Origin of the sequence: Staphylococcus sp. FSL H8-0121 (assembly GCF_038008425.1) — a bacterium.
GTDB classification, from domain to species: Bacteria; Bacillota; Bacilli; order Staphylococcales; family Staphylococcaceae; genus Staphylococcus; species Staphylococcus pasteuri.
In genome coordinates, this window is the sequence record NZ_JBBOZB010000002.1 from 292,289 (window position 1) to 319,201 (window position 26,913).

General features: G+C 30.7%; 22 protein-coding genes and 1 pseudogene. 10 read left to right on the top strand and 13 right to left on the bottom strand.

Going from position 1 to position 26,913, the window contains the following annotated elements:
• Window positions 1-16 precede the first annotated feature (16 nt).
• Window positions 17-943 (top strand): LysR family transcriptional regulator, encoded by a 927-nt coding sequence (locus tag LFT63_RS06945; RefSeq protein ID WP_017636831.1) that lies wholly within the window; start codon window positions 17-19, stop codon window positions 941-943.
• A gap of 272 nt (window positions 944-1,215) precedes the next feature.
• Window positions 1,216-1,995, top strand: a complete 780-nt coding sequence (locus LFT63_RS06950; RefSeq protein ID WP_017636832.1) for an SDR family NAD(P)-dependent oxidoreductase — start codon at window positions 1,216-1,218, stop codon at window positions 1,993-1,995.
• Window positions 1,996-2,208: 213 nt separating this feature from the next.
• On the opposite strand, the pseudogene LFT63_RS06955 reads toward LFT63_RS06950, so the two are convergent.
• A pseudogene (locus tag LFT63_RS06955) lies at window positions 2,209-3,486 on the bottom strand (YhgE/Pip domain-containing protein).
• A gap of 165 nt (window positions 3,487-3,651) precedes the next feature.
• Here LFT63_RS06955 and LFT63_RS06960 point away from each other — a divergent pair.
• Both LFT63_RS06960 and LFT63_RS06965 read left to right on the top strand, forming a co-directional pair.
• Window positions 3,652-4,260, top strand: a complete 609-nt coding sequence (locus LFT63_RS06960; protein WP_029055770.1) for a TetR/AcrR family transcriptional regulator — start codon at window positions 3,652-3,654, stop codon at window positions 4,258-4,260.
• A gap of 65 nt (window positions 4,261-4,325) precedes the next feature.
• Window positions 4,326-5,273, top strand: coding sequence for a magnesium transporter CorA family protein (locus LFT63_RS06965; RefSeq protein ID WP_017636835.1), 948 nt, complete (start codon window positions 4,326-4,328; stop codon window positions 5,271-5,273).
• Between the two features lie 405 nt (window positions 5,274-5,678).
• On the opposite strand, the gene LFT63_RS06970 is transcribed toward LFT63_RS06965, so the two are convergent.
• Window positions 5,679-7,118, bottom strand: a complete 1,440-nt coding sequence (locus LFT63_RS06970; RefSeq protein ID WP_029055769.1) for a sucrose-specific PTS transporter subunit IIBC — start codon at window positions 7,116-7,118, stop codon at window positions 5,679-5,681.
• Window positions 7,119-7,316: 198 nt separating this feature from the next.
• Here LFT63_RS06970 and LFT63_RS06975 point away from each other — a divergent pair, with 198 nt between their 5' ends.
• From LFT63_RS06975 to LFT63_RS06990, 4 genes are all read left to right on the top strand, one after another.
• The gene (locus LFT63_RS06975) at window positions 7,317-7,688 is read left to right on the top strand and encodes a YbgA family protein (RefSeq protein ID WP_029055768.1); all 372 of its coding nucleotides are present in this window, start codon (window positions 7,317-7,319) and stop codon (window positions 7,686-7,688) included.
• A gap of 944 nt (window positions 7,689-8,632) precedes the next feature.
• Entirely contained in the window at window positions 8,633-10,738 is a 2,106-nt protein-coding gene (rsp, locus tag LFT63_RS06980; RefSeq protein ID WP_340768456.1) for an AraC family transcriptional regulator Rsp, read from the top strand.
• Window positions 10,739-10,809: 71 nt separating this feature from the next.
• Window positions 10,810-11,241 carry a pyridoxamine 5'-phosphate oxidase family protein gene (locus LFT63_RS06985; protein ID WP_371683225.1) on the top strand — a complete coding sequence of 144 codons (432 nt, stop codon included), beginning with the start codon at window positions 10,810-10,812 and terminating at the stop codon, window positions 11,239-11,241.
• Window positions 11,242-11,423: 182 nt separating this feature from the next.
• Window positions 11,424-11,768 carry a DUF4889 domain-containing protein gene (locus tag LFT63_RS06990; RefSeq protein ID WP_017637748.1) on the top strand — a complete coding sequence of 115 codons (345 nt, stop codon included), beginning with the start codon at window positions 11,424-11,426 and terminating at the stop codon, window positions 11,766-11,768.
• A 390-nt stretch (window positions 11,769-12,158) separates the two neighbouring features.
• Here LFT63_RS06990 and LFT63_RS06995 read toward each other — a convergent pair whose 3' ends face one another.
• The 3 genes from LFT63_RS06995 to LFT63_RS07005 all read right to left on the bottom strand — a co-directional run bounded on the left by LFT63_RS06995 (window position 12,159) and on the right by LFT63_RS07005 (window position 14,800).
• Window positions 12,159-13,436: a dicarboxylate/amino acid:cation symporter gene (locus tag LFT63_RS06995; RefSeq protein WP_017637747.1), complete on the bottom strand. Its 1,278-nt coding sequence runs from the start codon at window positions 13,434-13,436 to the stop codon at window positions 12,159-12,161.
• 239 nt (window positions 13,437-13,675) lie between these two features.
• Entirely contained in the window at window positions 13,676-14,041 is a 366-nt protein-coding gene (locus LFT63_RS07000) for a DUF3139 domain-containing protein (protein WP_017637746.1), read from the bottom strand.
• A 129-nt stretch (window positions 14,042-14,170) separates the two neighbouring features.
• Entirely contained in the window at window positions 14,171-14,800 is a 630-nt protein-coding gene (locus LFT63_RS07005; RefSeq protein WP_340768460.1) for a nitroreductase family protein, read from the bottom strand.
• A 166-nt stretch (window positions 14,801-14,966) separates the two neighbouring features.
• Between LFT63_RS07005 and LFT63_RS07010 the strand changes: the two genes are divergently transcribed.
• Complete coding sequence (locus tag LFT63_RS07010) at window positions 14,967-15,413, top strand: MarR family winged helix-turn-helix transcriptional regulator (RefSeq protein ID WP_017637744.1); 447 nt, start codon at window positions 14,967-14,969, stop codon at window positions 15,411-15,413.
• A gap of 216 nt (window positions 15,414-15,629) precedes the next feature.
• Window positions 15,630-16,046: an Hsp20/alpha crystallin family protein gene (locus LFT63_RS07015; RefSeq protein WP_029055764.1), complete on the top strand. Its 417-nt coding sequence runs from the start codon at window positions 15,630-15,632 to the stop codon at window positions 16,044-16,046.
• Window positions 16,047-16,096: 50 nt separating this feature from the next.
• On the opposite strand, the gene LFT63_RS07020 is transcribed toward LFT63_RS07015, so the two are convergent.
• The 8 genes from LFT63_RS07020 to LFT63_RS07055 all read right to left on the bottom strand — a co-directional run bounded on the left by LFT63_RS07020 (window position 16,097) and on the right by LFT63_RS07055 (window position 26,653).
• Window positions 16,097-17,260 (bottom strand): nitrate/nitrite transporter, encoded by a 1,164-nt coding sequence (locus LFT63_RS07020; RefSeq protein WP_340768462.1) that lies wholly within the window; start codon window positions 17,258-17,260, stop codon window positions 16,097-16,099.
• Window positions 17,261-17,997: 737 nt separating this feature from the next.
• On the bottom strand, window positions 17,998-18,651 hold the full coding sequence (nreC, locus tag LFT63_RS07025; RefSeq protein WP_340768465.1) for a nitrate respiration regulation response regulator NreC: 654 nt from the start codon (window positions 18,649-18,651) through the stop codon (window positions 17,998-18,000).
• A gap of 20 nt (window positions 18,652-18,671) precedes the next feature.
• Window positions 18,672-19,703 (bottom strand): nitrate respiration regulation sensor histidine kinase NreB, encoded by a 1,032-nt coding sequence (gene nreB / locus LFT63_RS07030; RefSeq protein WP_017637740.1) that lies wholly within the window; start codon window positions 19,701-19,703, stop codon window positions 18,672-18,674.
• 8 nt (window positions 19,704-19,711) lie between these two features.
• Window positions 19,712-20,167 (bottom strand): nitrate respiration regulation accessory nitrate sensor NreA, encoded by a 456-nt coding sequence (gene nreA, locus LFT63_RS07035; protein ID WP_029055761.1) that lies wholly within the window; start codon window positions 20,165-20,167, stop codon window positions 19,712-19,714.
• 21 nt (window positions 20,168-20,188) lie between these two features.
• The gene (narI, locus tag LFT63_RS07040; protein ID WP_017637738.1) at window positions 20,189-20,866 is read right to left on the bottom strand and encodes a respiratory nitrate reductase subunit gamma; all 678 of its coding nucleotides are present in this window, start codon (window positions 20,864-20,866) and stop codon (window positions 20,189-20,191) included.
• Window positions 20,859-21,434 carry a nitrate reductase molybdenum cofactor assembly chaperone gene (gene narJ, locus LFT63_RS07045; RefSeq protein ID WP_017637737.1) on the bottom strand — a complete coding sequence of 192 codons (576 nt, stop codon included), beginning with the start codon at window positions 21,432-21,434 and terminating at the stop codon, window positions 20,859-20,861. Before narJ ends, narI begins: the two co-directional genes overlap by 8 nt.
• Window positions 21,427-22,980 carry a nitrate reductase subunit beta gene (narH, locus tag LFT63_RS07050; protein WP_017637736.1) on the bottom strand — a complete coding sequence of 518 codons (1,554 nt, stop codon included), beginning with the start codon at window positions 22,978-22,980 and terminating at the stop codon, window positions 21,427-21,429. Before narH ends, narJ begins: the two co-directional genes overlap by 8 nt.
• A complete protein-coding gene (locus LFT63_RS07055; protein WP_340768467.1) occupies window positions 22,970-26,653 on the bottom strand; it encodes a nitrate reductase subunit alpha in 3,684 nt (1,227 codons plus the stop codon). The genes narH and LFT63_RS07055 overlap by 11 nt, the downstream gene beginning before the upstream one ends.
• Between the last annotated feature and the right edge of the window lie 260 nt (window positions 26,654-26,913).

Below are 26,913 nucleotides of genomic sequence, written 5' to 3' on the forward strand. Positions count from 1 at the left end.
AGGAAAGAGTGTCTAAATGATAAACACAAGATCAAGTAAATATTTAGAGGAAATCAATAGATTTGGTAGTATTTCCCAAGCAGCAAAATATTTATACATTTCACAGCCGTATTTAAGTAAGTTTATTAAGGAATTAGAAACTGACTTAGGCACAGAGTTATTAAATAGAGAGAAAAATCCAATTACTTTAACGTACGCTGGGGAACGTTATATAGAATATATGAATCAAATTAAATATACGTATGATGAAATGAAATCGGAATTACAAATGATTTCTGGATTAAAAAAAGGTCGTTTAGTCATAGGAATTAATCCTATACTAGCAGCCCATGCATTATATAAGATATTGCCAGAATTTATAAAAGAATATCCAGGTATCGAATTAAAGTTAATAGAAGAATCAGCTCATCGAATTGAGCAATTACTTATTGATAATAAGATTGATATAGCAATTACGATTTTGCCTTTTTATCAAGGTGTATTCCAGTTTGAAACTCTATCTAAAGAACCCATATATTTGATGATTCCATCCAATCATTCATTAATTACAAATGATAATTACAAAAACAAATCAATTTTTGAAATTCATCAAGAACTAGTAAATGATAATTTTATATTGTTAAAACCGAATATGGCTTTGCGTAAAATCACTAATCAAATATTAGAAGACAATGAGCTTGAACCCAATATTGCGATGGAAACGATCAGCATTGATAATGCTTTAAGATTGGTAAATGAAGGCTTAGGGATTACTTATGTACCAGAAAGCGTTAAAAACAGTAGTAAACATTTTGAAGGGTTAAGTATTAAATTAGAGAACCCTAGCTATTTTAATCAAGTTGTAGTGGCATATAAAAGTGATAAATTTAATCACTTGTCTAAAGCTGCACATATGTTTATAGAATTAGCTAAAGCTACATATAATAAAAATGAAGATGAATGAATTTAAAATTATAGCCTGAGACATTAATTGTCCCAGGTTGTTTTATTTTATATAAATTTCAAGAGTAGTAATTATATGAAGACACTAATCAAATAGTGTTTTTAAGTAGTAGTTGAATACAAATGAGCATTCATTTATGTTTCTATGGTGAACTTATTATTTAAAAAATGTAATATGAAAATAAAAATTTATAAAAGTAAGCGTTTGCACTAGGAATTTCATATATCTTATTTTAAAATGGATACATACATAAACATAAGGAGATGGATTAAATGTCAGTATTAGATAAATTCAAATTAGAAAATAAAGTAGCTATCGTAACAGGAGGAGCTTCTGGTTTAGGTAAATCTATGGGAAAAGCTTTAGCTGAAGCAGGTGCTAATCTTGTAATTGCAGATATGAATTTAGAAGTTGGACAACAAACTGCTAAAGAATTTGAAGAAGAAACAGGAAATAAAGCCATTGCATGCAAAGTAGATGTAACAAATGTTGATCAAGTAAACGACATGGTAAAAGAAACAATGGATACATTTGGTCATATTGATATCTTGTTCAATAATGCAGGTATTAATGAACATGTTGATTTTGAAGATATGCCATATGAACGTTGGAAAAAAACAATGGATGTTAACTTAAACAGTATGGTACTAGTTACAAATGCTGTTGGTGAAGTCTTCCGTGAACAAAAGAGTGGTGTTATTGTTAATACATCTTCAATGTCAGGTGTTATTGTAAACACACCACAACCACAAGCAGCATATAATACTTCTAAAGCAGCTGTAATTATGCTTACTAAAAGTTTAGCAAATGAATGGGCTAAACATAATATTCGTGTAAATACAATTGCACCAGGATATATGAAAACAGAATTAACTAAAGATTATTTCGCTAAAGGCGGAGATATGATTGATACTTGGATGAATATGACTCCTATGAATCGTCCAGGTGTACCAGAAGAATTACAAGGTGCAGCACTATACTTAGCTTCAGATGCATCATCATTCGTTACTGGTTCAGTTATTACTGTTGACGGTGGTTACACAGCACTTTAATCGTATTCAAAATTGAAGTGTCTGAGACATTAAGTTTTGAGACAAAGGATAAAAAGCAATTTCTATTGAAAAATATAGAAATTGCCTTTTTCTTTGATTCAATATATACATTACTGAGTAACGAATACATGTTTTATTAACATTTATTTACACAAAAAAACTGCCGATAAGACATATATCTTATCGACAGTTATTGAAATTTATCATGCTATATTATGCTGGAATTTCAGTACGTTTGTTACTATGTTTTCTAAGAGCTGCTGCTAATAAGCTTGATACTACTCCGAAAATCATGAATCCAATAAGCATCCACATTGTTGTATTTAACTCTAGATGATGATTCATATAGATAATTTCTTTTAAGCTTGTTGAGTAATGTGCAAATGGGTTCCAATCATAAATATATTTTTGATAGAACTCAGGTAGCATTTGTTTTGGTAACATTACTAATTGCATACTAAAGAACATTGCAATGAAGAAGATTGGTACTGATTTCATACCTAACCATGTCATTGTTCCAAGAATTAATCCAACGAATCCCATAATAGCTAATGCTACAAATATAGAAACTCTATTTGGATGATCAAAATGGAAATCTAACGCACCTTTCATGAAATATACATATGCGAAACTACCAGCAAATGCTGTAATAGCTGTAAATATCATTTGTGCTACAGACGCAATTAAACGATGTGCAATTTTAACGTTATTACTAGTTCTAAATGCAAAGAATAATAAGATTGATGCAACAATAGAACCCATCCAAACTGGCATGAACATTAAGAATGATGCATTACCGCCACCTTGGTGATCTTTAACTTCATTAATTTTATCGTTATTGATTTTAACTGGATTAGTTACAGCGTTAATATCTTTTGCATCAACTTTAACATTTTGTTTTTCTAATGTTTGAAGACTTTGTTTTGTAATTTGATTATTAATATTGTCACCCATACCTGACAATACGCTACTAGCCATTTGAGAACCTTGTAAACTTGTTCCTTCACTTACAATTGTTTTAAATTGTGCTTTTTTAACGTCAACTTTTTGGTTGCCCATTTTTTTAGCCATTTGTTGTGCTTGTTGAGCTGGAATTTCACCTGATTTTACTTTATCTTGCATTTCAGATTTTTTACTATCCATTACGACTTTTTGAGTTTTACTCATAGCATTTTTTGAAAAGTCTTTTTCAAAAATTGCAGCCCCATAATATTTCTCTTTTTCCATACCTTTTTTAGCGTCTTTTTCACTGTCTACTTTAACCTATTTAACAGCGTCAGAATCGCTATCTAATAGTTTATCTTCTAATTTATCACCAATATTTGTTTTCTTACCTTGAATAGAAGTACCTTCATCGTGATTTACGATAGCAATTGGCATATCTTTTGGTTTAGGATTAAACGCTGGGTAAAATGCAACCGCGAAAATCATTAATATTAAAATGATTGCTATAGGCGTCAACCATAATAATTTACTTTTAAATATATTCATAACTTTTTTTCCTCCCTTGAAACAATTCAACAATTTGTTGAACATTTATCACTTTTACAATTATAATGAGTTTAAATAAATAAACAACAATCAATTAATAGAAAAACGTCTTTTATTGAACACTTTGGTGTATATTGTCTATTAATTATGGGAGGTTTTACATTTTTGAAGGAAGATCGACGTGTCCGTAAAACAAAATCAGCAATAAAGCATGCCTTTATACAATTATTAAAGGAACAAAATATTGAAAATATTACAGTGCAAGACATTGCAGATAAAGCTGATATAAATCGAGGTACATTCTATTTACATTATGAAGATAAATATTTATTATTAACCGATATGGAAGACGAATGTATTGCTCAAATATCTAAATTCACCACCTTTTCAGAAATTGAAGGTGAAAATGTTGAAATGATTTCGACACTATTTATAGATAAAGTATTGCGAAACATCATTCAACATGTATATGATAATCTAGACTTTTATAATACGATTCTTAATTTGGAACGAAAAAGTCGTTTAGAAGAAAAAATAAGCGACCTGATACAATATAATATGAAGAATCAGATCAGTATTAATAATGAAATTGAAGGCATACCAGAAATGTATTTTCATAGTTATGTGTCAGGTGCCACAATCTCAATTATCAGATATTGGGTATTAGATTCTAATCGTATTTCTGTTGATGACCTTGTCACTCATATTTTCAAAATTATTTATTATGGTCCGTTACGAATTATGGCAGAACAAAAATACAATCAGTCTCGTTAAACACATTGCTCGTAAAATATTGTGATGCGTTTGAAGTTAAAAAGCTTGTGAAAGGACTTTTACAAATGATCACTGCATATAAACATTCAAATCAAATTAATAATGAAATTATCGAAACGACTCTTGATCAACAAGCATTGTGGATTAATGTAGTTGAACCTGATAGAGAAGAAATAGAACATTTAATGGAATATTATAATTTACCAGAAGACTTTATTCGAGATCCACTCGACTCAGAAGAAAGTGCTCGTATTGAGTATGACGAAGATACTGGATACTCACTGATTATTATCGACTTACCTCTAGTTAATTCAACAAATCGCAGTGTCCTATCCTTTATTACTATTCCATTAGGCATAGTCATTGGTAATGGTATCGTAATGACTATTTGTGACGCTGAAAATGAATTTTTAGAGAACTTCTCTAGACAAGACAATATTAATCTGAAGTTTCATAGTCGCTTTGCACTAGAAATCTTAACAACGATTGCGAATCATTATAATAGAAATTTAAGATTACTGAATAAATCACGTATTCGTATCGAAAGAGAATTGAAAAATAATATTACTAATAAGCAACTTTTCAAACTAATGGAAGTTGAGAAAAGTTTGGTATACTTCTTAGCGGCTTTGAAAGGTAACGATACAATAATTAAAAAGTTATTCCGTCTACCTGCTATTAAACGTTTTGAAGATGATGAAGAGTTACTAGAAGATTTAATTATCGAAAATAACCAAGCAATTGAAACAACCGAACTACATCAACGTATCTTAGAAAGTATTACAACTTCTTATGCATCATTATTATCTAATGATATGAATACGATTATGAAAACATTAACTATGTTTACTGTATTATTAACCCTACCTACACTGGTATTTAGTTTCTTTGGAATGAATGTACCATTACCACTAAGTGATCATAGTTATATTTCTTGGATTATCGTTGTCGTTATTTCTCTTATTCTTGTTGCAATCGTCAGTGTTTATTTATGGCGAAAACAAAAGCTATAGCTATAACAAAATTAAAAAAATCACTTGGGACATAAATCCCAAAATAATAGCACTAAGACGATTTATTTTAATCATCTTAGTGCTTTCTTTATACCCAATACCCAATACTTCGTATTGTATGGCTCTCTTTGCCCAACTTGCTTTGCTTGTAGAAACTGATTTAATCAGTTTCTCTGTGTTGGCTCCCTTCCCATGGTACAGTTTCAGCCAGAAATACGGCACAGATAAATCTGTGAGTATTTCTAGTGTCTTCAACTAGTACTGTTCCCTCGGGAGTCTCGCCATAAATACTACGTATTTTGTGTGTAATTTTACATTATAATACTTTTAAAGAATAAGGCCTTCTGTATAATTTAATAGATATCATCAAAGTAAATTAACGAGTTGTCTTTTTTATAACCTACTTTATTGAACTTCTTTATATTTATTTCTTTTAGATAGAACAAATGTCACAAGAACTGAAACGACAAATGCTATTACCATTCCTATGAGGTAATGTAGCCACCCACCATGGTTTGGATTGATTGATATAAATCCAGGTATACCTGCTGTACCTAAAGCTATTGCTTTAACTTTAAAGAATGAAATATACGCTGCACCAAGACCTGATCCAATAATAGCACCTATGAATGGGTATCTTAATTTAAGATTTACACCGAACATCGCTGGTTCCGTAATACCTAAAACTGCTGAAATACCTGCAGCTGATGCAACACCTTTTAATTTTTTATTATTTTTAATAATAAAGAATGACGCTAACGCTGCACCACCCTGAGCGATATTTGACATGGTAGCAATTGGGAAGATAAATGAACCACCAGTTTTAGCCTGATCAGCAATTAATGTTGTTTCTACTGCAATGAAACTATGATGCATACCAGTGATAACGATTGGTGCATATAATAAACCAAAGATTAATCCGCCTATTGCACCACCAAATTCGTAAAGCCATGTTAAGCCATCTGATAACCAGTATCCTAATTGTCTTGTAATAGGACCAACAAATAAGAATGTAATAAATGCTGTTACAAAGATTGATAATAGTGGTGTTACTAAATTATCTAATACTGTTGGTATGACTTTGCGAAGCCATTTCTCAATAGTAGCTAATATATAAGCTGCCACTAACATAGGTAAAACTTGTCCTTGGTAACCTACTTGATTAATATGTAATCCAAATACATCCCAATATGGAATTGATTTACCCGCTTCTACTGCTTTCGGAAAATCATAGGCACTCATCAAACTTGGATGTACTAATATCATACCAAGTGCTGCGCCTAAGTATGCATTACCGCCAAATCGTTTTGCTGCACTAAATCCAATTAAAATCGGCAATAATGTAAATGGTGCATTGGCAAAAATATTAATCATCTCTGCTAATCCAGCAAATTGATCATGGACTTCAATCAAAGATTTGCCATCATAAAATAAGTCCTTAGCAGTTAATAAATTGTTTAGACCCATCAACAAACCACCGGCAACGATTGCTGGAATAATCGGAACAAAGATATCAGATAACATTTTCACAAAGCGTTGTAATGGATTCATATATTTAGTTGACTTCTCTTTTACTTCAGAAGTTGTAGACGCTTCTTTACCAGTAATATTCTCCATTTCGTTAAATACTTTATTTACAGTCCCTGACCCAATAATAATTTGGTATTGACCACCAGTTGAGAATGTTCCTTTAACGACATCCATTTTAGATAATGCGTCTTCATCTACTTTACTTTCATCATTTAATATTAATCTAAGTCTCGTCGCACAATGCGCCATTGAATCTAAATTCTCTTCTCCACCTATTGCAGTTAATATATCTTCTGCTGATTGTTTATAGTTCATTTGTATAAACCCTCCCAATTTTTTGGAACCAGTTCCAAAATTACTAACTTTATTGTAAACGGTTGCAATAATTAAATCAACCTCATTCAATAAAGTTTTAAATTTAATCGTTGTCATGACAGTTAATTAACTTATATTAATTTACTCTTCAAATGGGTATAAGAATATAAATAATTAAAAATGAAAGGAGTTAGTTTATTGAAAGAACGTGGATATATTGAAAAGTTATGGCGCGAAGAGAAATATCGTGTATTACTCCATAGTCAAAGTCATTACAATGCTATACGTGAAAGACTTAAACATAATCCCTCATATAATGAAATTAATCTAATAGTAAAAGAAGCAATTCAAATGCCCCCTAGTCAAGGAAGTGTTATGAATGCCTACGATCATATGTGGGGATATTTCAAAAAGTTAGCTACAGAAGAGGAAAAGGAAACTGCTACAAAATTAAAACATCAATTTAAACATCAAGATATTCCAATAGAAGATTTATTATCATTTTTAAGATCGTTAGCGTATCAATATGATGTTCAATATTTAAAAGATAGCACAGTATTAAAAGCATAAAAAAGACAAACCACTCTTTTATAAGTGGTTTGTCTTTTTTGTAAGTAAAGGTAATAAACCTTTATTGACTCATTAAATGTACATTATTATAAATGTCTGAAGAAAGATTAATTCTAAGTTGTATCACTAAATAATTATAAACAATATAAAGGACTTATTTTTACATCCAGTGAAACGAATTGTCATGCTTCATTTAATTTGTTAGTACTTCGGGGGGAGTATTTCAAATTAATGTTTTTAAAAATCGCTACTTAAATATTGATGTTTCATCATACTTTAATTTTCAGAAGATGGTTATTCATTGGATGTCGTTTAAATATTTCTACCAAATATGAAATATGTTGTTGATTCTTGTTGTCATTGCTTCATATATTCAACATTGTTTCATGATGTCTAATTACTAGTTGCTAATGTGTTAGTAAAAATATTTAAAGTATGAATATAATCCTTGTTGTTTATACTAATGTTAAGTTAATCAATTTTTATTCACTAAATATGGTATATGTGATTCTATGTTGTCTCTCTCTTTTTGTTGTTATATCTAAGTTGTGTATATAACGTACATTTAATACCATAGATTACAACCCTTAATCAATTTAAGTTTTTTAAAATTTCTTTTGGATTGGAATCTATATTTATTATGTACTAAAAAATGAGATTACACGCTATTGAAAATTTCCAAATATACAATACTATATTTCTAAAACTCCTTTTATGTTGCAAACAATACAAAAATGGCTACGTTTTCACAAAATTTTTACTATGAACTTTATTTTTAACTATTACTATTTGAAGGCGAATCTATTATAATATCAATTATTATTTAATCGCGTATTAAATGCCACAGACATTGAATATCATAAAAACTATTCAATGCAAACAATTTATAAGTGATGATTTTTTTAGATTTTCAAAACAAACATAGAGGAGCTTCGTAATATCATATGACATGTAACCTAAACCTTTTTCATCAGTACAGCACCAAGCCATTTCGTAATATTAATAAAGTCATCATCTTATTTTCATTAACTAATGACTTGAACATTAAAATCAACGGAGAAGTTAAAGATTTAGATGCACACATTGCTATAATTAATCATGGTGACATATTTGAAGTTGAAAATGCTCATAATATAGTACAATTAACGATTCCGATCTTTTATTTTTATGTAGAAGATGACGACTTTTTCCAGTGCTATTTCGATAGACATTTATTACAATCTAGTGGTTATATCAAAACGCTTATTCTACAAACTATACAACAATATTCAGAGGACCAAACGGTTGATCATCAACTTTGTTCCAAAGTAATTCAGACCTTGTATAAAGAAGCAGTTATAAAATACGATGTTGATTATATCCCCAATATGTCAATTAGTAATACTTTGTTTTCAGAGTGTTTACTTTTTCTTCAAGATAGAATAACTCAAACTATTTCTTTAAAAGATGTCGCTATAAATAGTAGTATTTCAGAATCTTATTGTTCAAATTTATTTATACGTTATTTAAATATGAATTTTAAAGATTACTATACAAGTTTGAAAATTCGTCATGCTATTAAACTATTAATGACTACTAATTTATCAATTAACACTATATCAGAAGAATCTGGGTTTAGTAGCCATACTAATTTTACAAATCAGTTTAAAAACTATTTGAATTTTAGCCCAAAACAGTATCGCTCTTATATAGTCAAAATGGATGCTTTGCCTCATTTAAATATAGAAGATAAGGATTATTCACCTTTTATACCATTAATTAATCATTTTGATTTTAATAATCAATTAGCTACAGAGATTACTGAAATCAATATAGATAACTTTGATCCTAAAGATTATTCCAAACCCTCAAAAGCATTTATTAGACTTGATAATTTTAATGAATTATTTCATTTTACGTTCAATGAGTATTTTGATATTGATTTTTCATTTTTACCTGAACCAGTCATTCTTATTGAAAATGTTAGCGACGTAACTTCTAATCAAATTAACTATCATTTGTTACATAGATGCCTTGATAAATTATTTGAGAGACATATTGGTTTAGCAATAAAAATTAAATCTACAAATCAATTTAATGTAGTTAATCAATTTATTTTGAAGTTTTTACAAGGACATAATGACTATAAATTAAATAAAAAAGTCGTAAAATTAATGCTTATTTTTGATTCGTCTAAAATGTCTACACAAGATATACATCTTTGTCATTTAAAAATTAAAAATAAAAATAAAGATATCCAATATGGTATGACTGTAGACGGCCTATTACGTCAAAATCAGACTGTAGAAAAAACATACGATACTTTAAAAAGACTTAATTTTGATTACTATTTAATTGATATAGAAAATATTGAAACGAAATTATCTTTAATTAATAAAAGAAGAACATATAATCATTCGACGACACATTTTGAAAATTATAAGCAGTTCATTTTAGATTCAGGCATAGACTCCACTCATTTTGTGTATGATTATTTATCTTTGAAATGTTTCAAATATGCTAGCAATAGTTCTAATCCTTTACAACTAGCTGATTTAGTTTGTCATATCATTGCTTTACTACGCTATGGTGGTGGTATTAGTTACCAACTCATTGCAGACGAAACGAAGTACTTGTCATTATTTAATGAATTCGGTAATGCATTACCTCTAATTCACATTTATAAAATGACTCACCCTTTTGTAAATGAAGAATTACAAATTTGTAATAACTACATTATGAGTCGTAAAGATGGCAATTATCACTTCATATTATTTAATAAAATAAACGATCGTTATTTATCTGATAGTCAACAAAAATTTATTTTCAAAAACACATTGAAATCACATTCATTGACAATAGTTCAAACTTTGAATAGTGAGCATGGGACAATAGATAATTTATTACCACAAACTAAAGAACAACTATTTCTTGATAAAGATATTATTAATCAATTGGATCAATGCAATCATCCAAAAACAGAACTATTTATTCAAGAAAATGATAATCAAGATGTTAATGTTGTTCTCAAACATGATGAAGTAAAATATGTATGTTTCAAACCTATTTAGCCATCGATTGTAGAATGATGTTGTCATAAGTTTAACAATCTCTGATTAAGGATATATTTAGTATTAAGGAGATGATAGGATTGGATAATCAAAAAGCAACTGAAGCAATTGAAAATGTATTAGACCATTCAAAAGTGGGTGTATTATCAACCGCTTATAATAATAAACCTAATAGTAGATATATGGTATTCTATAATGATGAATTGACACTATATACTAAGACAAATATTAATTCTATAAAGGTTGAAGAAATTGAAGACAATCCTTATGCTTATATTTTATTAGGCTATAACGAAACGACTAACAATAGTTTTGTTGAAATCGATGCAACTATTGAAGTTGTTAAAGATGAAAAAACAATTGACTGGTTATGGGAAACTCAAGATAAATCATTTTTCGATTCTAGTAAAGACCCTGAATTATGTGTATTAAAAGTAAATCCTAAATCAATTAAATTGATGAACGACAAAGATTTAGACACACCCTTCACAATTGAGTTATAAATGAATGATTAATCTCAACTTAAATAAGTTGGGATTTTTTGATGTGATACAAATTCGTATATTTGATGAAAATTTCAAATTATAATATCCACTTATATTTTAAATTTAATTGCAAATCACTCTATTTTTCTGTATAAATAAAATAGTAGATAGATAAACAATATCAAAGGAGATTTTGCTAAATGAAAGGTAAAAAAGGACTCGCTTATAGCCTTATTGCAATCATGGTCATTATATGTATTGTTTTAGTTATTGCTATGATGGCAGGCGGTAAAAAAGAAACATATTATGGCGTAATGAAGAATGGTACAACAATTGATAAAATGATTAGTGAAAAAGACGAAAAAATCGAAAAGAACGTTAAACTTCCATCAGATGCTGATGTATCTGTTAAAAAAGAGGATTTCGTAAGAATTACTAAAAATGAAAAATCTGGCAAAATTGCTAGTGTTAAAAAAGTAGATCATGATGATGTACCACATGGATTAATGACTCAAATCCATGATATGGGCGATATGCATATGTAATTTTAAAAGAAGCAAGTCGATAATGACTTGCTTCTTTTTTATGTTATACGAACGAATATGTTAAGTTATAATCTATCAACCACTGCCTCTAACCATTAAAATGGAAGTACTTTTAAGGGTCACAGTAGCTTTCGCTACTGCTTAAAGGATATATAGTTACTCTCCTGAATTAATTAGTCACTTTTAATCTATGGTGTTTATTAATGGAACACATGAGGTGAACTCATGTGTAAGAAATACTAATTTCTAAAGAAAAAGTATTTCTTTAAATGCATAAGAGCCCCTAATCGCTAAAGCGATTTTCTTCTTGGTTCGCCTTAGCTTTGCTAATGCATAAGAGCCCCTAATCGCTAAAGCGATAAGGGGCTCTAAAATGTCAGATTTATTATTTTATAATGTTTTTAAGTACTCTTGACCTTGTTTTTTATCATAAACGTTTTCCCATTTAGCAATGACAACTGTAGATAAAGCGTTACCCATAACGTTAACTACTGTACGTACCATGTCTAATAAACGGTCAACCCCTATAATTAAAGCAAGTCCTTGAGCTGGTAATCCCATTGCACCTAATGTTGTTAATAACACAACGATTGAAGTACCTGGAACTGCTGCCATACCTTTTGATGTAAGCATTAACGTTAACATTAAAACTAATTGTTCAGTTAATGTTAAATGCATGCCATACATTTGTGCTACGAATAATGCAGCGATAGATTGATATAAAGCTGATCCATCTAAGTTAAATGTATAACCAATTGGTATAACAAACGATGTAATATCTTTCGGCGAACCGAATCTTTCCATCTTTTTCATCATTACTGGTAATACTGCTTCTGAACTTGAAGTTGAGAAAGCCAAAAGTATTTCGCTTTTTAGTATTTTCATAATAGAGAAAATACTAATGCCACACATTCTAGCTACAATTCCTAATACTACAACTATAAAGAATACCATTGCGAAAATTACAACTAATACTAGTTTTAGTAAAGGAAGTAACGCTGATGCTCCGAATGTAATGATTGTTGTACAAATAAATGCAAAGACACCAAGTGGTGCTAATTTTAATATTTTATTAATCATCCAGAAAACTGCTTCTAAAGTTCCACTTAAGAAAGATTTTACTGGTTCTGCTTTTTCGCCAACGGCAGCTAAACCTAAACCGAAAAATACAGCAAAAAAGATAATAGGTAATAATTCACCTTTGTTTAAAGCTTCAAAAAAGTTTGTTGGTACAATGTTTACTATAGTATCAATAAAATGATTACCATATGTAGTTTGTTCTGCAGCATGTGCAGATGTTTGATATTTAGAAATATCGCCCTTTGGTAATTTTGATGGATCTAATCCAGAACCTGGTTTAAATAGGTTTCCGAAAATTAATCCAAGACCAATAGCGATTGTTGTTATAATTTCAAAGTATAATATTGTTTTCCATCCGTAGCGACCTACAGTTTTCGATTCCCCAACGTTCGAAATAGATAGTGCTAAAGAACAGAATACAACTGGAATAACAATCATTTTAATTAAGTTTAAAAAGATGTCTCCAAATGGCTTTATGTAGTTAGCCGCTTCTTCATTTCCATATAATATAAGTCCAACGACAACACCTAGAACCAATGCAATTAATACTTGCACAGGTAGACTGATTTTTCTCTTAAACAGAGCCATATTGCAAACTCCCCTTCATCTGACATCACTTAATTATATCAGATAAGTTAAAAATAGCTATAATTATTTATATAACAAATATAAATAATTGTATTGAAATGTTTTAACTTTTATGAATCAAGAGTAGTTTACTATGTTTATTTTTAAAGGTTCTTCATTTCTATTCTTTAATTTTAACTGATACCCAAAATAAAAAAGTTACCAAATGTTTTTCAACTTGGTAACTCATCTTATTGCAATTATTTTGAAGGTTTATAGTTTTTATTAAAGTAATTATGCTTAGCACTTTTTATACTTTTCTTAGTTTCAGTATCAAAACCTTCGGCAAAAACACCTTTTCTAGTACTAATAGGTTGAATGACATAAGTTATTTTAGGTTCATCTTTAAAAATAACTTCCTTATAATAAACACCCTTTTTAGCGCTATAAAGAGTTTCTTGTTTTTTAACTTTATCTTTTAAATGGTGTTCTTTTAAATAACTATCAACCATTTCAATATTTTTGTGACCTTGATATGATTTAAGCGCGAAGAAAAACGCAAACGCAATCACTAATGAAATAATTAATATAATAATAATTCTGATTAATTTCTGCTTCTTACTCATTTTATAGACTCCTTTTGCCTTATCTTAATTAGTATGAACGAAATTTATGCATTTTTAAAGTCTTATAAAAATTTTGTAACAAAATATTCTTAACTCATTGATATAATGCAAAGATGATTCATATGTTAATTAAAGATACTGTCTTACATCATCAAGTGGTAAACGTGCTGATTCATGGGCTTCTTGTGCACCTTTACCTATAGCAATTGCTACAACTGGTACAAATCGATCGCTATCTATCCCTAACACATTTGCAATATTAGCTTTATCAAATCCGCCTATAGCATTAGTATCGTAGCCATGCGATTTAGCCACAAGCATTAATTGCATTGCCATTAAACTACTATCAATATTAACGATATCTTTCATACCTTCTCTAGATAATCCTTTATAATGAGGCAATACCCAACTTAACATCTTATCTTTAATTTCTTCTGTCATATGATTCTTGCTTACTGCGTCACCGTATATCTGTTCAGCTTTTTCATAATTTTTCAAGTCTCCAAATATGATTATCATAGCTGAAGAAGTATTGACTTGTCTCGAATTCTTACCGAAAGATGGTAATATTTTCTCCTTACCTTCATCAGAATCTACAACTATTAATCTCCATGGTTGCATATTCACTGAAGATGGTGCTTTGGTTGCTTTTTGAATGATATCATCCATTTCTTCATGGCTGATTTTATGTTCTGTATCAAATACTTTTACTGATCTTCTTCCTTTTAATACATCGTCAAATTGAGTGATTTTCTCCATTATATATACTCCTTATTTTTTATAAGTCATTGGATTTTTCAAATCAATAATCTTTAATTATGATTTTCTAATATTTAAATGAAAAGCAATTTAACTTTACTATCAAAATAGGCACTTGACAAGTCACACACTTCATAATATGGTTACCTTAACAAGGAGTGATTTAATGTATGTCGAAAATAGTTATTTAAGCAAACAATTGTGCTTTTTATTCTATGTTTCATCAAAAGAAATTATCAAAAAGTATTCCAATTATTTAAAGGAATATGAACTCACGTACACTGGTTATATAGTGCTAATGGCGATTGAAGAAGATGAGAAACTTAACATCAAAACTTTAGGTGATAGAGTTTTCTTAGATTCAGGCACTTTAACACCATTACTAAAAAAATTAGAAAAGAAAAATTACGTTGTTCGAACTCGTGAAGAAAAAGATGAACGAAATCTTCAAATTTCACTAACAGAACAAGGTAAAAGTATTAAAAAACCTTTATCAGAAGTTTCGCAAAAGGTATTTGGCGAATTTGATATAGATGTAAATGAAGCTAAGGAATTAGTTAACCACCTTCAACTTTTTGTTTCTAAAAACTTCGATAAATCCTCAGAAAAATAATCTTATATAGAGAAAAAAGGCAAAAGTAAACTTGCCCACTTTCATCCCTTTCTTATGCTTTGATAAAATCAAGTTTTGTAAACTTTTGTCTATATTCTCTAGTACGAATTATCACTCTATTAATAATCCATTTTACTTTACCTCATAACAAACACTTCATATAATGAATTTACAATTAAATATAGTTAATTTATAACTGTAAAAGGAGCTAATAATATGCCAAATAATGACTTCTTTAATAATTCATTTTTGAAAAATGATCCAACTGATTTATTTAGAGATTTAGGTAAACAAGTATTCAATCAATTTTCATCTCAAGCTTTCCCTGTTAATTTATATAATGAAAATGATCATTACTTAATTGAAGCTGAACTTTCAGGTGTGAAAAAAGAAGATATTTCATTAACTTTTGAGCAACATACGTTAACTATTAAAGCTAATAAATATATTGAATCACATAATGGACAAACGCAATTAAATGAACGTTCTAGTGGTGAATTGGTGCGCAGATTTGAATTCGAGGATATAGACAAGTCTCTTATCAAAGCAACATTTGAAAATGGCATTTTAAGCGTACGCTTGCCTAAACAACAGCAAGAAGCTGAAGATGCAACAACAATTTCAATTTCATAATATAAAATATTAGACCTTGTTATGGATTTACCATAGCAAGGTCTGTTTTTTTAATTAATTGTTTTCGCGTCTTTTTTATTAACTAAAAACATTGTAATTACAGCAATAATAGCAAATATTGCTAATAATATAAATGCGAGATGGCTTGTACCAGTGATACTAGATACATAAGTGATTACTATTGGTGGGAAGAATCCTCCTAAGCCACCCATCATTGATACGATACCATTTGCTGTCCCAGCTTCTTTTGAAAAGTATGATGGTACAAGTTTAAATATTAATCCGTTACCAATACCTGCACATATACTAATTAATAAGCAACCTATTGTAAATAATACAATGTGAGAAGAAATGCCCAGGATTACTGCGCCTATAATCATAGCAATGAAATCTATAATTAATACTTTAACAGCATTTAATTTATCACCAAGCATGCCTCCGATTGGTCTAAGGAATGTTGCTAAGGCGATAAAAATACCTGACCGAATTCCTGCATCTACTTTATCAATACCAAAATGATTAACTAAAAAGTTAGGTAAGAATAGACCAAATGCTACAAATGAGCCAAATGTTATAAAATACCATAAGCTTGTATAATATAATTTAGGATTTTTAGCTAATATTTTAGTTTGTGCCACTAAAGGTACTTTAACTTTTGTTTCTTTATTATCACCAAAAATAAACATTAATATAGCAAATAAAGCAATAAATATTAAATACATTCTTACTGTTGTTTGCCAACCGATAATGCCTGCAATAGGTGGTGCTAAGAATGATGAAACTGCTGTCCCTATGTTCCCCATGCCGTATATACCATTTGCTAACCCTACTTTTTCTTTAGGGAAGTATTTAGGAATGGAAGTGACACCTACTGAAAATATAGCGCCCCCTACTCCTAAAAAGAACCCTGAAAGCATTAGCATTCCCGGAGATTTAGCTTGAGCTAAAAAGAATATTGAGAATAATAGTATTATGAAACTACAGAAGAAAACCCATTTAGCTCCAATAATATTTGTGAGATATCCAAACGGAACTCGTAAAATGGATCCTAAAATTACAGGTATTGCTAAAATAATCGATAGTTGTGATGCTGGAATTTTAATATCTTGTGATATGTAAGGCATTAAAGGAGATATGATACTCCAAGCCATAAATCCAACTACTAAACTTAACGTTTGTAAACCTAGTTGAAAACCACCTTTTCTTTTGTCCATGTCTTCACCTTCATAAATTATAATTATTTAGTACTTTAAATGAATAAATCATTTAATAATTGTGAGTGTTACTACTTCTATGCAAAGTACTAACTATAACTATATTTTATGATGTTTGTGAAAAATTGAACATTAGTGTAATCCCTTATTTGTTTACCTTTTTCCCCTATAAAAATAAATGAGTTCAGTAAAATTAAAAGCATTTATTAATAGAACATATGAGGCATGTTCATGCGTTGGAAATACTAGTGGTTATAGTGGAACACATGAGGTGAACTCATGTGTAAGAAATACTAATTTCTAAAGAAAAAATATTTCTTTATCGTCTTTTCTCCCCAGCATAGTTGACTAGGTTAATCATGAGTTTTATGAAATGAGTAACCAGTCAACCACTGCCTCTAACCATTAAAATGGAAGTACTTTTAAGGATCACAGTAGCTTTCGCTACTGCTTAAAGGATATACAGTTACTCTCCTGAATTAATTAGTCACTTTTAATCTATGGAGTTTATTAATGGAACACATGAGATGAACTCATGTGTAAGAAATACTAATTTCTAAAGAAAAAGTATTTCTTTAAATGCATAAGAGCCCCTAATCGCTAAAGCGATTTTCTTCGGTTCGCCTTAGCTTTGCTAATGCATAAGAGCCCCTAATCGCTAAAGCGATTTTCTTCTTCGGTTCGCCTTAGCTTCGCTAATGCATAAGAGCCCCTAATCGCTAAAGCGATAAGGGGCTCTAAAATTCTAATAGTTTCTTTTTCATAGCGTATTCAACTAATTCTGGTTTTGTTTTTAATCCTAATTTGTTCATAATATGTGTTTTATGTGCTTCTACTGTTTTTACAGAAACAAATAATTTTTCAGCAATTTCTTTATTACCGTACCCTTTAGCTATCAACGGTAATATTTCTAATTCGCGTTTTGATAAAATTTTAAAGGGATCAGACCCATCTGTAGGTTCTTGGTTGTTGTTATTAACGAATTCATTAACAAGTGATGTTGTTAATTTCATATCGACATAAGTATCTCCTTGATAAACAGTTCTAATCGCAAGAATTAATTGTTCATCAGGCGCATTTTTTAAAATATAGCCCTTTGCACCATTTCTAAGTACATGAAATAAATATTCTTCGTCATCATACATTGTTAATATTAATATTTTAGTATCCGGAAAACTTTCATTGATTTTGCTTGTCGCTATTAAACCAGATTCACCTGGTGGCATACTTAAATCCATAAGAAGAACGTCTGGTTTATGTTCTAACACCTTTTGATATGCTTCAACACCGTCAGCAGCTGTAGCCACTACTTCCATATCTTGTTGATAGTTTAATATCATGGAAAAACCTGTTCGAACAACTGCATGATCATCAGCTATCACAATTTTCAATTTAATTCCCCCAAAAATTTTCACAAAGGTACTTCTAATGTAACTATTGTACCTTTATCAATATGTGTTTCTATATCTACATGCCCGTACACTAATTCAGCACGCTCGCGCATACCGTATAAACCTAGTCCAGATCCTTTTGGTTGAGAATTTGGATTAAATCCGTATCCATGGTCAATAATTTCTGCAATTAAATTATCATTATTTTTTTGAATCATTACATCTACTTCACTAACACCTGCATATTTTAACGCATTATAAATCGCTTCTTGAACTACACGATAAACAACTGTTTCAACTTCACTATCAAAACGTTGCTGTGAAATATTAGATGTGTAATTAATTTGCATTCCGAAATTTTCTTCAAACTGTTTAAAATAAGATTTAAATGCGGCTTCTAAACCTAAATCATCTAATGAAGCTGGTCTTAATTCAACAGATAAATTTCTAACATCATCGACTAATTGAGACATGATACCCTCAATATTTTCAACATCATTCAATATTTTTTCTCTATCCTGTTGGTACTTTAATAAGCGTAATTGAACGTTTATATTTAAAAGTTCTTGAACTAGACTATCATGTAATTCTCTCGAAATACGTTTACGTTCATTTTCTTGTGCAGAAATGGTTTTTCTTATCATCCTACGTTGGTTCATTTTTTCTTGACGTTCAATCTGAGGTGCAACATCTTGCAAAGTAAATGCATTGATACCTTTTTCTTTATCAATTGTTTGATATGTAGCAGTAAATGGTGCAATTTCTCTTTGATTAGTTTTCATAAAAACTTGAAATGTAGATCTATTAGGTTGTTCTACATCTAAAAAACAATTTTTACATGATTGCAAATCAAATTCATTGGTATAACCTTCACATCTACGACATATTGCATTGGTCATCGTACTATAATTATCTTCCATTGAAATCACTTCATTAGCTGCTTCATTCATAGCTATTACTTTGCCATCATTATTAACAAACACAATTTTCTCATTTGTGCACTCATAATATTTTTTCAATAAAGTTTCAAGTTTGATATCATCATGTCCCAACAATTTAATCACCTAATATCTTCTTTTAATTCACCTAGTCGCTCATTGATAATAATATTTTCTATATTATCAGGCAATGGTTTGTGATTTCTTTGGCCAAATAGTATTACACCATAAACTTGGTTATTAAAGCAAAGTGGTACTGCTATCACCGCTGTTAAACTTTCACTTAATAAAATGGGATATTTTACTTTTTCATCTGGTGACAGCGCCATATCTACATTAGAAATTAGCATTCTTTTCCCTGTTTTCATGACGTTACCAGCTAATCCACGACCTTTTCGTAGAACGATAAGTTTATATCTATCGTTGTTATTTCCGGATACATATTGCCATTTTATTGGGGAATAAGTACTTGAATGCTCACAAAATGCAATCGCTGCAAAATCGACGCCTTCTTCTTCTCTTAATTTATCAATATTGTATTGAATATTTTGCAGTTTCATATTTAAACCTGGAGTCATTATCATTCCACCTTTGGATCATTACAATTTATTTTTTCGATATATAATATATCTTCTATTAGTATAAGATAACGGTACACTCCATACATGAACTAAACGTGTAAACGGCCAACATGCTAATATTGTGAATCCTAATAATACATGAATTTTAAATTGAAGTGGTACCTCTAACATTAATTCGGCATGAGGTCTAAATAAAAATAACTGTCTAAACCACACTGAAATTGTTTCACGATAGTTAAATCCTTCATTTGTTATATTAGTAACAAGCGTTGAGTAACATCCCATAAAAATAATTAAAAGTAATAAAAAATTCACGAAGATATCAGAAAATGAACTCAAGCGTCTTACATTTTCAAATGTTATACGTCTTGCTGTTAACAATAACATACCAATCAATGTCATTATACCAAAAATGCTTCCTATATAAACGGCACCAAAATGATAAATTCCTTCAGTAACACCTAATGCTTCTGTCCATGATTCCGGTATTGCCAAACCAACAACATGACCAAAAAACACAGGAATAACTCCTAAATGAAATAATAGACTTCCCCATTTAAGTTGTTTCTTTTCAATTAATTCACTAGACTTGGCTGTCCAAGAAAATTGATCATATTTATATCTTGCAATATGTCCTATAATAAAAATCATCAAACATAAGTAGGGATAAATGACCCACAAAAATTGACTAATCATGTTGCGTCACTCCTTCTGGTGACTTTAGACATAATTTTAATGTCTTACGTAATGCTTGGATAACATATCCATAAGGATGATTATGTTTACCAAGCTCATTTGCCAATGCATACGTACCGTCTTCAATAATCATAATTACAAGTTGAATATTTTCTTCCGCTCTATCATCGCCATACCATTCGATAGTTTGTAGAAATTCTAACATTAACGGTAGATAATCAGATAATTCATTATCTACCATTTTTAATCCAAACATTTCGTATAATACTTTAAGTTTGGCTAACATTTGTCCTCGTTCTTTTTGAGTTTCAAATTTGTTATATGTCATATATAATGGAGAATTTTTACTGAAATCAAATGTATCTGTATAAATTTGTTTTGCTTCAGACAAAGTATAATTCATCATAACTTCTCTAAAATTAACAATATCTTGATAACCAGGATGTTGTGAAGTAATGGATTCATTAAATACATTTTCATTAAATGTTAATTTTTCTGGAAAGCTTAATAACATTGCTATATAACCAAAACTATCTTGATATTTTTTTAAATTATCGAAATTAATCACGGAATATCCCTCCATAAAAGTTTTCGTTATATATTTCTTGACCTGTTTTTCCAGAACCAACTGCAACGCCGCATCCTTCACAATTTGCACCGAAGTTCTCTCCACCATATCCTTGAGATCCTTGAGCATGATAAGTATCTAAATATGTTTCTTTATGTGATGTTGGTATTACAAAACGTTCTTCATATTTTGCTAAACCTAATAATCGATACATATCAGAAACTTGTCTTTCAGTAAGATCTAAAGCATCTAGCTTTTTAACATCAAATGGTCTATTAGTCACTTTAGCTCTCATATAGCTACGCATCATTGCCATTTTTTGTAAGGATTTTTTCACAGGTTCAGTATCTCCAGCAGTAAACATATTAGCTAAATATTCGATAGGTAATCTCATTTCTTCAATTGCTGGGAAAATCATGTCTGGATCTTGTTGCGTATTTTTACCTTCGAAATAACTCATGATTGGGCTTAATGGTGGACAATACCAAACCATTGGTAAAGTACGATATTCTGGATGTAATGGAAATGCTAATTTATATTCAATAGCCAATTTATATATTGGTGATTGTTGTGCCGCTTCAATCCATTCGTGGTTGATACCATCTTTTTCAGCTTGAGCAATAACATCTTCGTCATATGGATCTAAAAATAATTCTAATTGTTTTTCATATAAGTCTTGTTCATTTTCAGTTGATGCGATTTCTTCAACGCGATCAGCATCATATAAAAGTACGCCTAAATATCTCATACGACCTGTACATGTTTCTGAACATACAGTAGGCATACCTGCTTCAATTCTTGGGAAACAAAATGTACATTTTTCTGCTTTATTTGTTTTCCAGTTGAAGTAAACTTTTTTATAAGGGCAACCAGTCATGCAATATCTCCAACCTCTGCATGCATCTTGGTCAACCAATACAATACCATCTTCATCTCTTTTATACATTGCACCTGAAGGACATGATGCTACGCAACTTGGGTTTAAGCAGTGTTCGCAAAGTCTAGGTAAATACATCATGAATGTTTCATCAAATTGGAATTTAATATCTTCTTCAATTTTTTGGATGTTAGGATCTTTAGGGCCTGTAACATTAGCACCTGCTAAATCATCTTCCCAGTTAGGTCCCCATTCAATATCCATATTTTTCCCAGAAATAACGGAATACGCTCTTGCTACTGGTGAATGGTTACCTTGTTTAGCTGAAGTTAAATGTTCATAGTTATAATTCCATGGTTCATAATAGTCTTGTATTAAAGGCATATCTGGGTTATAAAAGATTTTACCTAAAGCAATCTTAGACCATTTACTACCTGATTTAAGTTGTAATTTTCCTTTTTTATTTAAAACCCAACCACCTTTGTAATGTTCTTGGTCTTCCCATCGTTTCGGATATCCTGTACCTGGTTTAGTTTCAACGTTGTTAAACCACATATACTCAGCACCTGGTCTATTTGTCCATGTGTTTTTACATGTAACACTACAAGTATGACATCCTATACATTTATCTAAATTCAACACCATTGCGATTTGCGCTTTAATCTTCAAGCCAATTGACCTCCTTCATTTTTCTAACTGCAACGTAAACATCTCTTTGATTTCCTATCGGACCGTAGTAGTTAAAATGATAGCTAATTTGAGCATATCCTCCGACTAATTGTGTCGGTTTCAAATGTATTCTAGTTGGTGCGTTATGTGAACCACCTCTTGTATCTGTAATTTCAGATCCAGGTGTTTGAATATGTTTATCTTGAGCATGATACATAAACATTGTTCCTTGAGGCATTCTGTGAGAAATAACCGCTCTAGCAGTAACAACACCGTTTCGGTTGTAAACTTCTAACCAATCATTATCTTTAATATCATGTGCCTCAGCATCTACATTCGAAATCCAAACATTTGGACCACCTCTGAATAGTGTCAACATATGTTTATTATCTTGATACATTGAATGAATATTCCATTTACCATGTGGTGTAAGGTAACGTAATACTAATGCATCCGTGCCACCTTTAATTTTTTTATCTCTTGTACCAAATACCATTGGCGGTAAAGTTGGTTTATATATTGGTAGACTTTCACCAAATTGTTGGAACACTTCATGGTCTAAATAATAACTTTGTCGTCCAGTTAATGTTCTAAATGGTACTAAACGTTCAATATTAGTTGTAAATGGAGAATAACGTCTTCCATTTTTATTTGAACCTGGAAATACCGCTGTTGGTATAACTTCTCTAGGTTGCGATGTAATATTTAAAAATGTAATTTTTTCAGAAGCTCTTTCACTAGATATATCTGCTAATTTCATACCTGTTTGTTGTTCTAAATCTTGGTAAGATTTTTGAGATAATTTCCCATTAGTAGCTGATGAAATATTTAGCATGGCATCTGCAACATTTCGTGCTGAATGAATACGTGGTTTATCATTTTTAATTGAGTCTGGATCGGTATCATTCCATGTACCTAACATACTTTTAAGTTCTTCATATTGATCTTTAACGCTAAAGCTAACTCCATGTGCGCCTATTTTACCTGTCTCAAGTTTAGGTCCTACTGTAACGTATTTATCATAGATTAGTGTGTAATCTCTTTCTACGATTGAAAAGCTAGGCATTGTTTGACCAGGAATCGGATCAATTTCACCTTTAGACCAATCTTTTACAATTCCGAGTTGCGTACCTATTTCTTGTTTTGAGTCATGACCTAATGGTGATGTAACCACATCTTTAAATGTACCTGGAAGATAATCTTTAGCCATTTCAGATACTGCTTTAGCTAATGTTTTATAAATATCCCAATCTGAACGTGATTCCCATAATGGATCAATAGCCGGATTAAATGGATGAACATATGGATGCATGTCTGTTGATGATAAATCGTGTTTTTCGTACCAAGTCGCTGCCGGTAAAACAATATCAGAATATAATGGCGTTGCTGTCATTCTAAAATCAAGTGATACTAATAAATCTAATTTTCCTGTTGTTTCTTCTCTCCATTTGATTTCTTCAGGTTTGTCATCTTCGTTTGGTGAAGCTAATAAACCTGATTTCGTACCTAATAGATGTTTCATGAAATATTCTTGTCCTTTAGCAGAACTTGATATTAAATTTGAACGCCAAACAAACAATGTTTTAGGATGATTTTTTCTTAAATCTGGATCTTCTACTGCAAATTTAGTTTTCTTAGATGTCACTTCATCTATAGCGCGTTTAAGAATTGCTTCATTTGAATTGTCACCATTTTCTTTAGCTTCTTCACCAAATAACAAACTATTTTTGTCAAATTGAGGATATGATGGTAACCAACCTAATTTTGCTGCTGTCACATTATAATCAGCAGGATGTTTATGTTTAATATTTTTAGCTAAAGGTGATTTTAATTTATCTACATCTGATTCTTCGTATTTCCATTGATCAGTAGCAAAGTAAAACCAACTAGTTCCATTTTGTAAACGTGGTGGTCCTTGCCAGTCTTTTGCAAATGCAAGTGTATTCCAGCCTTCTATTGGACGACATTTTTCTTGACCAACGTAGTGAGCCCATCCGCCTCCGTTAACGCCTTGGCAACCACATAACATAACTAAATTGAGTATTGCACGATAAATAGTATCTGAATTGAACCAATGGTTTACGCCAGCGCCCATAATAATCATTGAACGACCTTCAGTATCAATAGCATTTTGTGCAAATTCTTTAGCTACTTGAATGACTAAATTACTTTTAATACCTGTTATTTCTTGTTGCCATGCTGGAGTATATTTAGAATCTTTATCTTCATAACTATCTGCTTCTAAATCATGGTTAAATCGACGTACGCCATATTGACTTGCCATTAAATCAAATACTGTTGTGATATATGTTTCTGTTCCGTCAGCTAAAGTGACTTTTTTAGTAGGAATTGGTCTTTCAAATATTCCATCACCATTACTATCAAAATATGGAAATTGAATTTGCTGTAATTCATATTCACTATCAGCCATGGATAATGAAGGATCTATTTTGTTTCCTTCATCATCTTCTAATTTAAGATTCCATTGTTTGCCTTCTTCCCATCTTTGTCCCATTGTGCCGTTAGGTACTGTTAACTCATTTGAAATTTCATCAAAAATTAATGGTTTCCATTCCCCATTTTCAGTTTGTTGACCTAAATCAGTAGCTCTTAAAAATCTGCCTGCTTTAAATCCATTTTCATCTTTATCTAACATCAATACGAAAGGCATATCAGTGTATTGTTTAGCGTAATCAATGAAACGTTGGTTTGGTTTGTTTATATAATATTCTTGTAAAATGACGTGTGTCATTGCTTGCGCCACTGCTGCATCTGTACCAGGATTAGGCGCTAACCAATTGTCCGCAAATTTAACGTTCTCTGCATAATCCGGTGCTACAGAAATAACTTTAGTACCTTTATATCTAACTTCTGTCATAAAGTGAGCGTCCGGTGTACGTGTTAAAGGTACATTTGAGCCCCACATAATAATATATGATGCGTTATACCAATCACTTGATTCAGGTACATCAGTTTGTTCTCCCCAAATCTGTGGAGAGGCAGGTGGTAAATCTGCATACCAATCATAAAAGCTAAGCATTTCGCCGCCGAGTAAATTAATAAAACGTGCACCTGCAGCGTAACTCACCATTGACATTGCAGGTATAGGCGTAAATCCTGCAATTCTGTCAGGTCCATCTTTTTTTATTGTGTATAATAATTGAGCTGCTATGATATCAGTAACATCTTTCCAATTAGATCTTACATGGCCACCCATACCTCTTGCAGATTTATACTGTTTAGCTTTTTCTTCATCTTCAACAATAGATGCCCATGCCGCAATTTTATTACCTTGATTTTCTTCTAGTGCTTCTTGCCAGAGTTCTAATAATTTTCCTCTTATATATGGATACTTAACTCTTAAAGGACTATATTCGTACCATGAGAATGATGCTCCTCTTGGGCAACCTCTAGGTTCGTATTCTGGCATATCAGGACCACAGCTTGGATAGTCTGTTTGTTGGTTTTCCCATGTAATAACACCATTTTTAACAAATACTTTCCATGAACATGATCCAGTACAGTTAACACCATGTGTAGTTCTAACTTCTTTATCATGGCTCCAACGTTCTCGATACATTTTCTCCCATTCTCTGCTTTTACTTTCTAATACTGACCAGTTCCCGTTAAATTTTTCTGTTGGTTTAAAAAAATTCAATCCAAATTTCCCCATATATATCCTCCTACACTAGCAAAGTGATTATCTATGTCCGTTAATTAATTTCGCTACTTTTTCTTATATTCAAATTGTATATTTTTTCACAAACTTTTTATATTAGGGAAAGTCCTAATTGAAGGTATAAATCCCCTATGATTTTTTATAATCTTTCAATATTCTTTTTAATAAAAAAAGACCACCTCTTATAGGTGGCCATACTGAAGTCTAAGACAAAGATATAATGTACTCTCTTTTTATTATTGAGTTAGTCATAT

What these genes read in the sequence shown, in the direction of transcription:
- LFT63_RS06945 (WP_017636831.1), top strand. Translation starts at nt 17, where the DNA reads ATGATAAACACAAGATCAAGTAAATATTTAGAGGAAATCAATAGATTT.
- LFT63_RS06950 (WP_017636832.1), top strand. Translation starts at nt 1,216, where the DNA reads ATGTCAGTATTAGATAAATTCAAATTAGAAAATAAAGTAGCTATCGTA.
- LFT63_RS06965 (WP_017636835.1), top strand. Translation starts at nt 4,326, where the DNA reads ATGATCACTGCATATAAACATTCAAATCAAATTAATAATGAAATTATC.
- LFT63_RS06970 (WP_029055769.1), bottom strand. Translation starts at nt 7,118, where the DNA reads ATGAACTATAAACAATCAGCAGAAGATATATTAACTGCAATAGGTGGA.
- rsp (WP_340768456.1), top strand. Translation starts at nt 8,633, where the DNA reads ATGACATGTAACCTAAACCTTTTTCATCAGTACAGCACCAAGCCATTT.
- LFT63_RS06985 (WP_371683225.1), top strand. Translation starts at nt 10,810, where the DNA reads ATGATAGGATTGGATAATCAAAAAGCAACTGAAGCAATTGAAAATGTA.
- LFT63_RS06990 (WP_017637748.1), top strand. Translation starts at nt 11,424, where the DNA reads ATGAAAGGTAAAAAAGGACTCGCTTATAGCCTTATTGCAATCATGGTC.
- LFT63_RS06995 (WP_017637747.1), bottom strand. Translation starts at nt 13,436, where the DNA reads ATGGCTCTGTTTAAGAGAAAAATCAGTCTACCTGTGCAAGTATTAATT.
- LFT63_RS07000 (WP_017637746.1), bottom strand. Translation starts at nt 14,041, where the DNA reads ATGAGTAAGAAGCAGAAATTAATCAGAATTATTATTATATTAATTATT.
- LFT63_RS07005 (WP_340768460.1), bottom strand. Translation starts at nt 14,800, where the DNA reads ATGGAGAAAATCACTCAATTTGACGATGTATTAAAAGGAAGAAGATCA.
- LFT63_RS07010 (WP_017637744.1), top strand. Translation starts at nt 14,967, where the DNA reads ATGTATGTCGAAAATAGTTATTTAAGCAAACAATTGTGCTTTTTATTC.
- LFT63_RS07015 (WP_029055764.1), top strand. Translation starts at nt 15,630, where the DNA reads ATGCCAAATAATGACTTCTTTAATAATTCATTTTTGAAAAATGATCCA.
- LFT63_RS07020 (WP_340768462.1), bottom strand. Translation starts at nt 17,260, where the DNA reads ATGGACAAAAGAAAAGGTGGTTTTCAACTAGGTTTACAAACGTTAAGT.
- nreA (WP_029055761.1), bottom strand. Translation starts at nt 20,167, where the DNA reads ATGACTCCAGGTTTAAATATGAAACTGCAAAATATTCAATACAATATT.
- narI (WP_017637738.1), bottom strand. Translation starts at nt 20,866, where the DNA reads ATGATTAGTCAATTTTTGTGGGTCATTTATCCCTACTTATGTTTGATG.
- LFT63_RS07055 (WP_340768467.1), bottom strand. Translation starts at nt 26,653, where the DNA reads ATGGGGAAATTTGGATTGAATTTTTTTAAACCAACAGAAAAATTTAAC.